Origin of the sequence: Gordonia sesuvii, assembly GCF_036350415.1 — a bacterium.
GTDB classification, from domain to species: domain Bacteria; phylum Actinomycetota; class Actinomycetes; order Mycobacteriales; family Mycobacteriaceae; genus Gordonia; species Gordonia sesuvii.
Genome location: NZ_JAZDUF010000001.1, coordinates 411,405 through 424,510, shown reverse-complemented (window position 1 = coordinate 424,510; position 13,106 = coordinate 411,405). Strand labels below are relative to the sequence as shown.

Sequence of the window (13,106 nt, the reverse complement as noted above, 5' to 3'; positions counted from 1 at the left end):
CAGATCCACCATAACGCGGTGTCGGTGGATCCCGCCAACAGGTTTCGCACATCACCGAACGGCTAACGTGGCGTCCATGTCCAACATCGTCACCTCGGTCGGCAACGGAGTGGGCGAGATAGTCCTCGACCGGCCGGCCGCGCTCAACGCCCTCGATCTGGGAATGATCGACGACATGTATCGCGTCCTCACCGAATGGGGTGACGACGACGCGATCGACACCGTGCTGGTGACGTCGTCGAGCGAGCGGGCCTTCTGTGCCGGCGGTGACATCCGGGCGATCCGCGAGCACGCGCTCGCCGGGGATCATGCGGCGATCAGTCGCTACTTCGCCGGCGAGTATCGCCTCGACCAGCTGGTGGCCGACTATCCGAAGCCCTACGTCAGCATCATCGACGGCGCCGCGATGGGCGGCGGCCTGGGTATCAGTGTGCACGGCGAGATCCGCGTGGTCAGCGAGCGAGCCGTGATCGCCATGCCGGAGACCGCGATCGGGTTCGTTCCCGACGTCGGGTCGACCTACTTCCTGCCGCGACTGCCCGACGGGGTCGGGATGTGGATGGGCCTGACCGGCGCGCGGGTCCACGGTGCCGACGCCGTCGACGTCGGGCTGGCAACACATTTCGTCGAATCCGCCCACATCGGTGCGGTGGCCGAGCAGATCCGCCTGGGTGCCCCGCTCATCGAGGTCCTCGGCGGTGGACCCGACCGTCCCGCATGTACGCTGCCGCTGCAGCACATCAAGGAGTACTTCGCCGACGACAACGTGCCGGGCATCGTCGGCGGGCTGCGCGGTGCCGTCGGTGACGAGTGGGCCGAGCAGATGGTGACGCGGATCGACGCTGCCTCACCGACCAGTCTCGTCGTGGCCGCCGCGATGCTCACCGAAGGCGCGCGTTCGATGCTCGACGAATGCCTGGAACGAGAACTCCATGCGGCCGAACAGATCACGACGACACCCGACTTCATCGAAGGCGTACGCGCCGTGCTCGTCGACAAGGACCGCGACCCGCGGTTCGATCCGCCGTCCATCGACGAGGTCGATCCCGAGCTGGTCGCGCGGATCGTCGGTCTCGGCTGACCGACGACACATCACGGGCTGAGTTCGAACCACCCCGAGATCGTGACTTCCTCTCCGGGAGCGGCTGTGTCCCCGTCGATGTCGTAGGCGACGTCGTCGTCGGGGGCGAACGGGTCGGCGTCGCTCCGGGTGGCCGCTTGGCAGGTGAAGCTCGCCGCGGCGCCGTCGGAGGACATGGCCGAGATCTCGAGCGGACATGCCGTCGAGCGGTGATGGACTCCGCCGACCGAGACACCGACGGTCGAGTTGATCGGGCGCTCGAGCGGACCCACCCTCGGGCGGACGCCGCCGATCGGGGGCAGCACGCCGCCGGTGAGATCGCCCACCAGGAACTCGATCTGGGCGCCGTCGGTGCCGGGCCCGGTGAACACGAACAGCAGACTGTCCGGTGGGACCGCCGGATTCGGATTGCCCCAGCGGGTGAATCGATAGCAGGCCGGGTCTTCGCCGTCGGTTGGTGTGATGGCGGCATACATGCTGCCGGAACGGAATTCGAGTCCGTGGCCGGCCCGGTCGATCCGGCCGTCGGCCGGCGTACGGGTGCATTGCTCCCCGTCGATGCGCGCGGCCTGTGGCTGTTCGGTGGAGGCCATGGCCGACGACGCGGGCGGGTCGGTGCTGTCCGATCCGCAGCCGGCCAGCAGAACCGACGTCGCCAGCGCGGCGGTGCCCGCAGCCACCCATCGTGCGGTGCGTCCCATCGATGCGTCAGTCCGCGGTGGCGACAAGGGGTTCGAGCGTCAGGTCGGGGTGTTCCTTCTGGACGAACTGCAGACGCCACTTGTCGCTGAACAGCGCCAGCATCGCGCCGTCGGTGCGGGTGAACACCTCGACGCCGCGTTGCCGGCCGAGCTCGACGGCGCTGTCGGCGTCGGTGCGGCGGGCCAACGAGTAGCCGAGCGGTTCGATGGTGGTGTCGACGTTGAACTCGGATTTCATCCGGGCGGTGACGACCTCGAACTGCATCGGACCGACTGCGGCCAGGACCGGCGATGCGTCGCCCCGCAGCTCGTTGCGCAGGACCTGGACGACACCCTCACTGTCGAGTTGGTCCATGGCCTTGCGGAACTGCTTGTACTTGTCGGCGGTGTTGACCCTGATCGCCGAGAAGTGTTCGGGGGCAAAGGACGGAATGGGCGGGAACTGCACCTTCGAATCGATGAACAAGGTGTCGCCGGGCGCCAACGCCATCGCGTTGACCAGACCGACCACGTCGCCCGGATAGGCGAGGTCGACCGTCGAACGGTCCCGGCCGAACACCGCCTGGGCGTACTTGGTGGCGAACGGCTTTCCGGTCTGCGCATGCGTCACGACCATGCCGCGTTCGAACTCGCCCGACACGATCCGCATGTAGGCCAGACGATCTCGATGACTGGTGTCCATGCCGGCCTGGACCTTGAACACGACCGCGCTGAACGGATCGGTGACCTCGCGAACCGCACCGTCGACGTCGTCGCGTCCGGCGGGTGCCGGTGCGAGTTCGACGAGTGTCTCGAGTAGTTGGCGCACACCGAAATTCAGCATCGCGGACGCGAAGATCATCGGGGAGGTCTGACCCGCGAGGAACATCTCCTGATCGTGATCCTGTCCCATCTCACCGAGGAGTTCACTCTCCTCGAGTGCGGCGGTCCACTCGTCGCCCTCGCGGGACTCGGCGGCGGCGGCGTCGAGGATCTCCTCCGGCGCGACCTTCGCTCCGCCTGCGGTACGCGTGAAACGGATGTATTGGCCGGTCCGCCGATCCAGCAGACCGCGGAAATCGCCGGCGATGCCGACGGGGAAATACAGCGGCGTGGGGATGAGGCCGATGCGTTCGGTGATCTCGTCGATGAGTTCCAGTGGTGTCTGACCCGGCCGGTCCCACTTGTTGATCACCGTGATGATCGGGATGCCGCGATGGCGGCAGACCTGGAACAGCTTGAGGGTCTGCGGCTCGAGGCCCTTGGCGGCGTCGATCAGCATCACGGCAGCGTCGACGGCGGTCAGGACTCGGTAGGTGTCCTCGGAGAAGTCGGCGTGACCGGGGGTGTCGACCAGGTTGATCACGTTCGGAACGTCGGTGTCGGCGACCTCGGCGGCATAGTTGAACTGCAGTGCCGTCGAACTGACGGAGATGCCGCGCGCCTTCTCCATCTCCATCCAGTCCGAGACCGTCGACTTGCGGCCGGCCTTGCCGTGGATGGCGCCTGCCTCACTGATCATGCGGGCGTGCAGCGCCAACGCCTCGGTCATCGTCGACTTACCGGCGTCGGGATGACTGATGATGGCGAAGGTGCGTCGCCGCTTCACCTCGCGGGACACGGTGGCAGCGTCAGAACTCACCCGACGAGGCTACCGTCCGTGCTGATCACCGGGCAAAATCGAGTGGCAGTGACCGGCGGTTCTCGCGCGCCCAACCGGTCCGCGCGCTTGAGGCTGCGCGCGCGAAGGATCGGTGGGGGCGCGACGAGGGGGAGCGGCACCTACTCGAACGGAACCGGAGGCATCTTGACGACCTGCGCGGCATAGCTCAGGCCGGCGCCGTAGCCGAGAAGCAGCGCGGTGTCACCCGGCTTGGCGGCACCCGTGGAGAGCAGCTCCTCCATGGCGAGGGGGATCGACGCCGCCGACGTATTGCCGGTGTGCTCGATGTCGTTGGCGACGGGGACGCCTTCGCGCAGGTGCAGGGTCTTCGCGAGCAGATCGTTGATGCGGGTGTTCGCCTGGTGCGGGACGAAGACGTCGACGTCTTCGGAACCGATCTTGGCTGCCTCGAGGGCACGCTGCGCGACCTTGCCCATCTCGAAGGCGGCCCAGCGGAACACCGCAGTGCCCTGCAGCCGCACGTACGGCCGCTGGACGCGGTCACCGTCGAGGAAGGTCACCCAGTCGATGTCCTGGCGAATAGCGTCGAACTGCGAGCCGTCGCTACCCCAGATGACCGGTCCGAGCTGCTGATCCTCCGTCGGGCCGACCACCACGGCTCCGGCACCGTCGCCGAAGATGAAGCAGTTGCTGCGATCGGTCATGTCGAGGGTAACCGAGAGCTGCTCCGCGCCGATGACCAGCACGTGGGTGGCGCTGCCACCGCGAACCATGTCCGAGGCCAACGCCATGCCATAGCCGAAGCCGGCGCAACCGACGGTCACGTCGAAGGCCGGGACCCCGTTCGCGCCCAGTTCGGTCGCGACCTTCGTGGCCCCGGCCGGCGTCAACAGCAGGTGGGTGTTGGTGGCGAGGATGACCGCATCGATGTCGGAGCCGGACAGCAACGCGTTGGCGATCGCGGTACGTCCCGCGTGGACGGCCATCTCGGTGACGTCCTCGTCGCGGCGGGCGAACCGACGGGTCTTGATGCCCGTTCGCGTATAGATCCACTCGTCCGACGAGTCGATGTGCTCGCAGATCTCGTCGTTGGTGACGACCCGTTCGGGTCGATAGGCGCCGATACCGAGCATGCCGATGTTGTTGATCCCGGCGGTGTCCGCGATGACAGCCATGCGTGTCCCTTTCACTATGCGACCCGCCATAGACGGTCTCACATCCCTGCCGTACTCGGAAGTAGGCCCCGCACGATCGGATGACCGGACGGGCATCGCCCCGACCATCCCCGCCCGCCGCGCCGGTGTGAACAAGGACAGCAGTTGACCGCTATTCGATGGATTCTGAGTGGGCAATCAGATCGAATACTGCAATCAGATCGAATACGGGGTGGCGTCGTCGGATTTCGGCGCCGACCACCGATAACCGTAGTGACCACAGGTGTGTCCGCACACCTGAACCGGGATCGAGACGAGGAGACGCGATGATCCACGCACGGGGTTTGGTCCAGACCTTCCAGACGGGCCGTGGCAAACAGAAACGCGAGGTCAGGGCCGTCGACGGCGTCGACCTCGACATCGCCGAAGGTGAGGTGGTGGGATTTCTCGGCCCGAACGGGGCAGGGAAGACCACGACCCTGAGGATGTTGACCACCTTGCTCCGACCCACTGCCGGCACCGCGACGGTGAACGGCTACGACGTGGTTCGCGAGTCGGTGATGGTGCGGCGCAGCATCGGGTACGTCTCGCAGGCCGGCGGGACGTTCAGCCAGGCACAGGCCGGGGACGAGGTGGTCGATCACGGCATGCTCTACGGCATGTCGCGGTCCCGGGCGACGACGCGGGGCAAGGAGCTCTTCACCCAACTGCAGCTCGACGGGCTGTGGGAGCGGATGCCCAAGAACATGTCTGGCGGCCAGAAGCGCCGGCTCGACATCGTGATGGGGCTCGTCCACGATCCGACCCTGGTGTTCCTCGACGAACCGACCACCGGTCTGGACCCGCAGGCCCGGGCGAACCTGTGGGATCACATCCGGCGACTGCGCACCGACAACGGTGCCACGGTCTTCCTCACCACCCACTACCTCGATGAGGCCGACGAACTCTCCGACCGGATCCTGATCATCGACAACGGTCGCATCGTCGCCGCCGACACCCCCGACAACCTCAAGGCGCAGGTGTCCGGCGACCTGGTCGACCTCGAGATTGCCGACGACGCGTTCGTGCCGGTGTCGGCGGAGAAGCTCGCGACGATCGCCACCGAGGTCGAGACCGACGGGCGACGTGTCCGCGGGCGCGTCCGTCGCGCCGGTCGTGAGGTACCCGGATTGCTCCGCGACCTGGACGCCGCCGGCGTCTCGCTCGATTCCATCGAAGTCATCCGGCCCACGCTCGACGACGTGTTCCTCACCCTCACCGGCCGGTCGCTGCGTGATGCGCAGGACGAACAGTCCACCGACGACGACGTGGTCGTCGAACAAGTTCCAGCACAGGGGGTCCCGCAGTCATGACATTCGTACGAGAGAGCAACATCGTGTTCCGGCGGCAGATCCGGATGAACCTACGGAACCCGGCGTGGGTGCTGATCGGTGTGATGCAGCCGGTCCTCTACCTCGTCCTGTTCGGGCCACTGCTCACCCCGTTGGTGAGTCAGTTCCCCGGCGGCGCCGACAACGCCTACACCTTCCTGGTGCCCGGACTCCTGGTGCAGCTGGGCATCTTCGGCGCGTTCTTCGCCGGTTTCAGCCTGATCGGCGAGTGGCGTGAAGGAGTCATCGAGGCCGAACGGGTCACACCCGCAAGCCGCACCGCGCTCCTCACCGGTCGGCTCATGCGTGACGTTCTCCAGCTGTTCGTGCAAGCCGTCATCCTGGTGGTGCTCGGTCTGCTGATGGGGATGCGCGGATCGTTCGTCGGCATCGTCGTCGGCATCCTGATCACCATGATCGTCGGTGGCGCGTGCGCCGCCGCGTCGAATGCGTTGGCGCTCACCACGAAGAGTGAGGACGTGATGGCACCGGTGATCAACATGATCATGATGCCGGTGCTGCTGTTGTCCGGAATCCTGCTGCCGATGACCCTCGGCCCGACCTGGCTGCAGCGACTGAGTGACTTCATGCCGTTCCGCTGGATCGTCGACGGCGTCCGTGACTCGTTCGCCGGAGACATCGTGTCGTCCACCGTCTTCTGGGGACTCGTCACCGCCGTCATCCTCGGGGCGCTCGGAACCTGGTGGGGCACCGCGGTGTTCCGTAAGGAGAATGCCTAGGTCCCCGCATCCGTGTGTTGAGTTGCCGCGAGAACGTCCCCCGTTCCCTGAGGAGCGAGCTTGCGAGCGTCACGAAGGGCCCCTTCGTGACGATCCTTCGCAGGCTCCGGATCTCCTCAGGGGTCGGGGGGCGGGTGCCGTTCTTCCGTGGGTTGAGTAGCCGCGCGAACGGAGTGAGCCGGCGTATCGAAACCTCTTTGGCTCAAGTGATCTCGATACGCCCTCCGCTAGCGCTCCGGGCTACTCGATCAACGGAAAGGTCGCCGGGCTACTCGATCGGCGGAAGGGATTCGCCGGGCTACTCGTCGAAACTGGTCTCGTTCGGCGCGGGCGGCAGCGTCACGACCGCCCCGGCATAGCTGAGTCCGGCGCCGAAACCGAGGAGCAGCGCCGTCTGGCCGCCCTTGGCCTTTCCCGTCGCGAGCATCTCCTCCATGGCGAGCGGGATCGACGCCGCCGACGTGTTCCCGGTGTTCTCGATGTCGTTCGCCATCGGGATCTCGTCGGCGAGCCCCAGGTTCTTCTTCATCAGTTCGTTGATCCGGGCGTTGGCCTGGTGGGGGACGAACACCTCGATGCCCTCGATCCCGACGCCGGAGGTCTCCAGCACCGTGGTCAAGGCCTTCGGCAAGGTGATCGCGGCCCAGCGGAACACGCGCGGCCCCTGCATCGTGACGACCATCCGGCCCACCGGGTCGGTCGCGGGGTCCTTGTGCTGGTACTCCTGCGCGCGGTCCATGTACTCGGGGATGTCGTAGTTCTGGCCGATGGCCTCGGCGTTCTCGCCGTCGCTGCCCCAGACGGTGGGGGAGATGCCGTTTGCGTCACTGGGTCCGACCACCACCGCGCCCGCTCCGTCGCCGAAGATGAAGGCGGTGTCGCGGTCGGTCGGCTCCATCACCACCGACATCGTCTCGACCCCGACGACGAGAACGTACTCCGCCGAACCGGCACGGACCGTGTCGGCGGCGATGCCGAGGCCGTAGCCGAATCCACCGCAGCCCGCGGCGACGTCGTAGGCGGGTATGCCGTTGAGCCCGATGTCGAAAGCGACGATGGGCCCGCCGTGCGGGATCTTGGTCTTCCAGCTGTTCGTCGCCAGGATGAGGGCGCCGATCTTCTCCTTGGGCACCCCGGAGTTCCGGATCGCCCGCTCTGCAGCGGACGCGGCCATCGACCGGGCCGACTCGTCGCCGCTGATCCAGCGGCGGTTACGGATGCCGCTGCGCTCGAAGATCCATTCGTCCGAGGAGTCGAGAACCTCGCACACCTCGTCGTTGGACACCAGACGGCGCGGGCGGTACGCGCCGATGCCCAGCATCGCGACATTCTGATGTCCGGTGTTCGCCGCAATCCCCACGATGACTCCGTTCCTCGTCGATCGGACTGTGCGATTGTAGGCGCTGCCCGATCAGAGCGGCCAGAACACCGGGATCAACAGCACAGCGATGACCAGCCAGCACACCATGACGACCGATCCGAGCCGCCAGTAGTCCCCGAATCGGTAGCCGCCGGGGTTCATCACGATCATGTTGGCCGGGGTGGCGATGGGGGTGAGCACGGCTGCGGCGGCGGCAGTGCACACCAGCATCAGGATGGGCATCGGGTCGACGCCGATGTCGGCGGCCGCGGCGAGCGCGATCGGGATCACGATCAGCGTCGTGGCGGCGTTGCTGATGAATTGGCCCAGCAGCGCGGTCAGCAGGAACAGCACGATCAACAGCAGATAGGCGCTGCGGTCGGCCACCAGGTTGACGATGGGTTCGGCGATCATCTCCGCCCCGCCGCTGTCGGTGATCGCGGTGGACATGGGGATCAGGGCGGCGATCAGCACGACGGTCGGCCAGGAAATGGCGCGATAGGCCTGTTCCGACGTGACCACCTTCGTCACGACCATCGCCACCGCACCGAGCAGCCCCGCGACCACCGGTGCCACCACCCCGGATGCCAGCAGCGCGATCATCGCCACGAGGATGACGCCGGCGCGGGGCGCACTGTGACCGAGGGCCACCGTCTGCCGGCGCAGCTGCTCCGATGAGCCCACCACGAGGACCTGAGAGTTCTCGGACAGCGCATCGATCGCGCGCCACGGTCCGTGCACCAGCATGGTGTCGCCCTCGACGAGTTCGACCGCTCGGTGACCGACGTCCTTGTTGCGGCGACGGATCGACATCACCAGCAGACCGTCCTCCGGGCGGACCATGCCCGGGCACACGGTGGCGCCGATCCATTCCGACCGTGGTGGGACGACGATCTCGCTGACGCCGGCGTCGCGGTCGACGAGCCGGCCGCCCTGGGCATGACGACCGGCGACGTCCTCGACGGTGAGGTCGTGCGCGCGGGCGTACTCGTCGACCGCGGTCCCGGATCCGGAGACCACCAGCACGTCGCCGTCCTGGAGCTTCTGGCCCGACTCGAGTAGCCCGGCACCCAGGCCGCCCTGCGCGGCGATCGACACCACCCCGGTGTCGGACGGGACGACCTCGCGCGGGTCCGCACCCACACAGGACGATTCGGCGCCGACGTGCAGCCGGTAGATGCGCTGCCCGAGTCCGTAATGGTCGACGACGGTGCCGAGGTAGTTGCTGAAATCGGCCGGGAGCGTGGTGGACTGCCGCTCCGGCAGCAACCGGTCGCCCAACAGCGCGATCACACCGAAGGTGACGATGAGCAGCGGGACACCGATGAAGCCGAACTCGAAGTAGCCGAAGCCGTCGCCGGTGGCATCACGGGCCGCATCGTTGACGATGACGTTCACCGGACTCCCGCTCAGCGTCAGCATCGATCCGGCGCTGCAGGCGTAGGCGAGCGGGATGAGCACCTTGGACGGCAACATCCCGGCGTGGCGGGCCACGGCGACGGTCACCGGAACCAGGGCAGCGGCGGCCCCGTTGATGGTGATCAGTGCGGCCAAGATGGCCGAGAGGACGGCGATGGCGGCCAACACCCGAACGCGCCCGGTTCCGGCCAGCCGGGTCAGGAGTTGGCCGGCCCACGCGGTGATCCCGGAGGCCTCGAGACCCTCGCTCACGACGAAGAGTGCCGCGATGAACACGATGACGCTCTGTCCCAGACCGGCTGTCAGGCCGTCGAGGTCGATCAGGCCGAAGAAGTACAACGCCAGCGCGGAGGCGATGGCCACCACACCGACCGGCAGTCGATTCCAGACGAAGGCAACGATGGTGACCGCGAGGATGATCAGGCTCAACGTGGCGTCGGACACCGTCACATCGTTACATCACCGCTTCGCCCGCGCAGTCGATGTCACCGCTCAGGTCAGGACGGCCGAGGAGGCCTCACCAGGCGTGGACGGTGTTCTGCGCCGACTCCAGCCCGTCGGAGACGAGGAGTTCGGTGGCGTCGGCGCCGTGCCCGATCAGCAGTTCGACCTCGGTGCGTGCAGACGAGGGAAAGGGTTTGAGCACGAAATCGGCCGGGTCCTGCCGGCCGGGGGGCCGCCCGATGCCCAGCCGCACCCGCAGGTAGTCACGCGAACCGATCGACTGGCTGATCGACCGGAGGCCGTTGTGGCCGCCTTCGCCGCCGCCGCGCTTGAGGCGGACCGACCCGAAGTCGATGTCGAGTTCGTCGTGCAGGACGATCAGATCCTCGGGACCCACGGAATAGAACTTGGCGAGCGGGCCGATCTGACGGCCGGACTCATTCATGTAGCAGCGCGGCTTGGCGACGAGTGCCGCACGGCCGGCGACGGTGATCGGGGCGACCTGCGCACCCGACTTCTTGTGGAGCTTCCACCGTTCGCCGGCCGTGGCGACGAGGCCATCGGCGACCATGGCGCCGATGTTGTGCCTCGTCTTCTCGTACTTCGGACCCGGGTTACCCAGTCCGACAATCAATTTCACTGGTCGTGTGACCCGTGATCACTCGGCCGATTCGTCGGCGGCTTCTTCTTCGGTGCCCGGGGTCTCGGCGCCGGCCTCCTCGGCCTCTTCCTCGAGCTCGGAGGTGGTCGGGGCCTCGTTGATCGCGACGATCAGGGTGTCGGGATCGCTGATCAGGGTGACACCCTCCGGCAGGGCCAGATCCGAGGCATGCACGGCATTGCCGGCCTCCACGCCCTCGACGTCGACGGTGATCTGCTCCGGGATCGACAGCGCGTCGGCCTCGATCTCGACGGTGCTGGCGTCCTGGGTGACCAGGGTGCCCGGCGCGGCCTCGCCCTCGACGACGACGTAGACCTCGACGGTGACCTTCTCGCCGCGGCGGATGACGAGCAGGTCGGCGTGCTCGATGTAGTTGCGGATCGGGTGGACGTCGACCTGCTTGGTCAGCGCGAGCTGGCTGGAGCCGTCGATGTCGAGATCGATGACGGCGTTGACGCCATTGGCGCGCAGGATGGCGGCGAACTCGAGCGCCGGCAGATTCAGGTGCTGCGGGTCGGTGCCGTGGCCGTACAGGACGGCGGGAACCTTGCCCTCGCGACGGGCGCGGCGGGCAGCGCCCTTGCCCTTCTCGGTGCGGGTGGTGACAGACAGCTTCGCGGTCTGGTTGGCCATTGATCTTCTCCTCTTCGGGCGGTTCGAGCTGAACCGCGGTGGTTCTCATCGGTCACGTCGAAGGCGGCAACCGTGAACCACAGCGCAGGAGAACCCTGCGGAGGAGTCCGCGATGGTCGCGCCGATTACGGTGACTTCTCACCCTCGCCGTGACAACGATGGTCAGGATAGCCCACGGCCTGGGTCGATGTCACATTGCTGCTGGTCGGCGTTCGGGCGGTGGCGACGGCCGCGCTCTCGGGTAATCCGTGAGCCACCGTCGCGGCATACTGTCGGACATGACCTCACAGACACCCACTGAGATCGTCACCCGGCTGCTCGACGGCTTCGCGCGCGACGACGTGTCCGGTGCGCTCGAGTCCGTCGCCGACGACATCGAGTACACGAACGTGTCGATGCCGACCGTTCACGGGAAACGGGCGGTGGCCAAGATCTTCCGGCGTGTGGAGAAGGCCTCCTGGATGGGCTTCAACTACCGGATGATCAACGTCGCCGAGGAGGGTTCGGTGGTGCTGACCGAACGCATCGACGAACTACGCCTGGGCCCGATCATGCTGCAGTTCTGGGTGTGCGGCCGGTTCGAGATCCGCGACGCGCAGATCGTGGTGTGGCGCGACTATTTCGACTACTTCGACATGGCGAAGGGATTCGCGAAGGGCGTCGTCGCCCTGGTGGTTCCGCGGGCCGTCACCCCGTTGCCGGAGCCGGCCGTCGCCGCGTAGGCGGCCCTGCGATCAGAGGATCTCGTCGATATTGTCCAGCGGGCGGGCGAGACGTGTTCCCTTGGCCGTCACCACGAATGGACGTTCGACGAGAACTGGATTGGCGACCATCGCGTCGAGAATCTCCTCCTCGCCGGCGGAGGCGAGGTCGAGCTCCTTGTAGAGGGCCTCTCGTTTGCGAGCCGCCTGCGCAGCGGTCAGGCCGGCGTCGGCGAACAGCCGGGTCAGCTGCTCGCGGGTGTAGGGCTGATCGAGGTATTTGACGACCGTCGGGTCGATTCCGGCATCGCGCAGCTTCTCCAGCGCTTTGCGCGAGGTCGAGCACCGGGGATTGTGATAGATCGTCGCGTCCACGTCCGACACCCTACCTGCGGCTGTGGAGGGTCCGGGAACGCTACAGGCGACGTCGCCCCGGATGGCGCGTCTGGCGGGACATGGCGGCGGAGGCATTGACGATGCGATCGCCGTACCGCTCGAGTACCAGCGCCTGTGTGGCCGCGAGGTGGGCTCGGGCCAGGCGCTCCGCGCCGTCGGCGTTGCCGGCGGCGATCTCGTCGACCAGGCGGCGATGAGCCTTGACGGCTTCCTCGGCCTCCAGCTGCGAGGGGTACTGGCCATGCCGGGTTCGCGCCTCCGCCCAGGCCTCTTCCTGCGCCGACCACAGGGCGACGTAGCTGCCGACGGCGTAGCGGATCGTGGCGTTGGGGGCGAACGCCACGACGAGATCGTGGAAATCGCGGGCGGTGTGGGTGAACTCGACACCTTCGGCGACAAAGGCGACGGAGGCGTCGATCGCCTCGGTGAGTGCCGGGACCACCACCTCGGCGCGGTCGGCGCGTTTGGCGCACTCGGCCGCGCACAGCGGCTCGAGCATGCGGAGTCCGTCGGCGAGGTCGTTCAGGGTCACCTTCCCGGCCTGCAGCGACAGCCCTAGGTGATAGGCCGCCGACGTCTCGTCGGGTCGGTGCACGTCGGCGCCTCCGACGTTGCCGCGTCGAACCGTGACGAGACCCTCGGTCTCCAGGATGCGCAGGGCCTCGCGGATCGACGGATAGCTCACGCCGAAGTCCTTGACCAGTTGTTCCTGGGTGGGGAGGCGGTAGTCTTCGACGTCGAGGATCAGCTCACGCAGTTCCGCGGCCACGGTCTCGGCGATGCGCCGCTGCGGCACGCGCACATTTCTGACCGACGTCACGCCGCCCACCATTCGCTCATGCG

General features: G+C 67.1%; 13 protein-coding genes. 4 read left to right on the top strand and 9 right to left on the bottom strand.

Translation table 11 applies throughout. The annotated features are described in order from the left end of the window. Positions 1-76 precede the first annotated feature (76 nt). Positions 77-1,081, top strand: coding sequence for an enoyl-CoA hydratase/isomerase family protein (locus VZC37_RS01925; protein WP_330430730.1), 1,005 nt, complete (start codon positions 77-79; stop codon positions 1,079-1,081). Positions 1,082-1,092: 11 nt separating this feature from the next. Here VZC37_RS01925 and VZC37_RS01920 read toward each other — a convergent pair whose 3' ends face one another. The 3 genes from VZC37_RS01920 to VZC37_RS01910 all read right to left on the bottom strand — a co-directional run bounded on the left by VZC37_RS01920 (position 1,093) and on the right by VZC37_RS01910 (position 4,560). Beyond that, the gene (locus tag VZC37_RS01920) at positions 1,093-1,782 is read right to left on the bottom strand and encodes a hypothetical protein (protein WP_330430729.1); all 690 of its coding nucleotides are present in this window, start codon (positions 1,780-1,782) and stop codon (positions 1,093-1,095) included. 7 nt (positions 1,783-1,789) lie between these two features. Continuing rightward, positions 1,790-3,403, bottom strand: coding sequence for a peptide chain release factor 3 (locus tag VZC37_RS01915; protein WP_330430728.1), 1,614 nt, complete (start codon positions 3,401-3,403; stop codon positions 1,790-1,792). A 140-nt stretch (positions 3,404-3,543) separates the two neighbouring features. Next, entirely contained in the window at positions 3,544-4,560 is a 1,017-nt protein-coding gene (locus VZC37_RS01910) for a beta-ketoacyl-ACP synthase III (protein ID WP_330430727.1), read from the bottom strand. Positions 4,561-4,865: 305 nt separating this feature from the next. Between VZC37_RS01910 and VZC37_RS01905 the strand changes: the two genes are divergently transcribed. Together VZC37_RS01905 and VZC37_RS01900 are read left to right on the top strand one after the other, a co-directional pair. After that, positions 4,866-5,891, top strand: coding sequence for an ATP-binding cassette domain-containing protein (locus tag VZC37_RS01905; protein ID WP_330430726.1), 1,026 nt, complete (start codon positions 4,866-4,868; stop codon positions 5,889-5,891). After that, the gene (locus VZC37_RS01900) at positions 5,888-6,649 is read left to right on the top strand and encodes an ABC transporter permease (RefSeq protein WP_330430725.1); all 762 of its coding nucleotides are present in this window, start codon (positions 5,888-5,890) and stop codon (positions 6,647-6,649) included. The genes VZC37_RS01905 and VZC37_RS01900 overlap by 4 nt, the downstream gene beginning before the upstream one ends. Positions 6,650-6,947: 298 nt before the next feature. On the opposite strand, the gene VZC37_RS01895 is transcribed toward VZC37_RS01900, so the two are convergent. From VZC37_RS01895 to VZC37_RS01880, 4 genes are all read right to left on the bottom strand, one after another. Continuing rightward, complete coding sequence (locus VZC37_RS01895) at positions 6,948-8,012, bottom strand: beta-ketoacyl-ACP synthase 3 (RefSeq protein WP_330431675.1); 1,065 nt, start codon at positions 8,010-8,012, stop codon at positions 6,948-6,950. A gap of 48 nt (positions 8,013-8,060) precedes the next feature. Further along, positions 8,061-9,872 carry an SLC13 family permease gene (locus VZC37_RS01890; RefSeq protein WP_330430724.1) on the bottom strand — a complete coding sequence of 604 codons (1,812 nt, stop codon included), beginning with the start codon at positions 9,870-9,872 and terminating at the stop codon, positions 8,061-8,063. A 73-nt stretch (positions 9,873-9,945) separates the two neighbouring features. Then, positions 9,946-10,512, bottom strand: coding sequence for an aminoacyl-tRNA hydrolase (gene pth, locus VZC37_RS01885; RefSeq protein ID WP_330430723.1), 567 nt, complete (start codon positions 10,510-10,512; stop codon positions 9,946-9,948). Between the two features lie 18 nt (positions 10,513-10,530). Continuing rightward, a complete protein-coding gene (locus tag VZC37_RS01880; RefSeq protein ID WP_330430722.1) occupies positions 10,531-11,166 on the bottom strand; it encodes a 50S ribosomal protein L25/general stress protein Ctc in 636 nt (211 codons plus the stop codon). 278 nt (positions 11,167-11,444) lie between these two features. Between VZC37_RS01880 and VZC37_RS01875 the strand changes: the two genes are divergently transcribed. After that, a complete protein-coding gene (locus tag VZC37_RS01875) occupies positions 11,445-11,888 on the top strand; it encodes a limonene-1,2-epoxide hydrolase family protein (protein WP_330430721.1) in 444 nt (147 codons plus the stop codon). 12 nt (positions 11,889-11,900) lie between these two features. Here VZC37_RS01875 and arsC read toward each other — a convergent pair whose 3' ends face one another. Together arsC and VZC37_RS01865 are read right to left on the bottom strand one after the other, a co-directional pair. Further along, the gene (gene arsC, locus VZC37_RS01870) at positions 11,901-12,242 is read right to left on the bottom strand and encodes an arsenate reductase (glutaredoxin) (protein WP_330430720.1); all 342 of its coding nucleotides are present in this window, start codon (positions 12,240-12,242) and stop codon (positions 11,901-11,903) included. A 40-nt stretch (positions 12,243-12,282) separates the two neighbouring features. Beyond that, positions 12,283-13,083 carry a FadR/GntR family transcriptional regulator gene (locus VZC37_RS01865; RefSeq protein WP_330430719.1) on the bottom strand — a complete coding sequence of 267 codons (801 nt, stop codon included), beginning with the start codon at positions 13,081-13,083 and terminating at the stop codon, positions 12,283-12,285. Between the last annotated feature and the right edge of the window lie 23 nt (positions 13,084-13,106).

Bases quoted from the DNA above. Each gene is read 5' to 3' on its own strand.
- VZC37_RS01925 (WP_330430730.1), top strand. From the start codon at position 77: ATGTCCAACATCGTCACCTCGGTCGGCAACGGAGTGGGCGAGATAGTC.
- VZC37_RS01920 (WP_330430729.1), bottom strand. From the start codon at position 1,782: ATGGGACGCACCGCACGATGGGTGGCTGCGGGCACCGCCGCGCTGGCG.
- VZC37_RS01910 (WP_330430727.1), bottom strand. From the start codon at position 4,560: ATGGCTGTCATCGCGGACACCGCCGGGATCAACAACATCGGCATGCTC.
- VZC37_RS01905 (WP_330430726.1), top strand. From the start codon at position 4,866: ATGATCCACGCACGGGGTTTGGTCCAGACCTTCCAGACGGGCCGTGGC.
- VZC37_RS01900 (WP_330430725.1), top strand. From the start codon at position 5,888: ATGACATTCGTACGAGAGAGCAACATCGTGTTCCGGCGGCAGATCCGG.
- VZC37_RS01880 (WP_330430722.1), bottom strand. From the start codon at position 11,166: ATGGCCAACCAGACCGCGAAGCTGTCTGTCACCACCCGCACCGAGAAG.
- VZC37_RS01875 (WP_330430721.1), top strand. From the start codon at position 11,445: ATGACCTCACAGACACCCACTGAGATCGTCACCCGGCTGCTCGACGGC.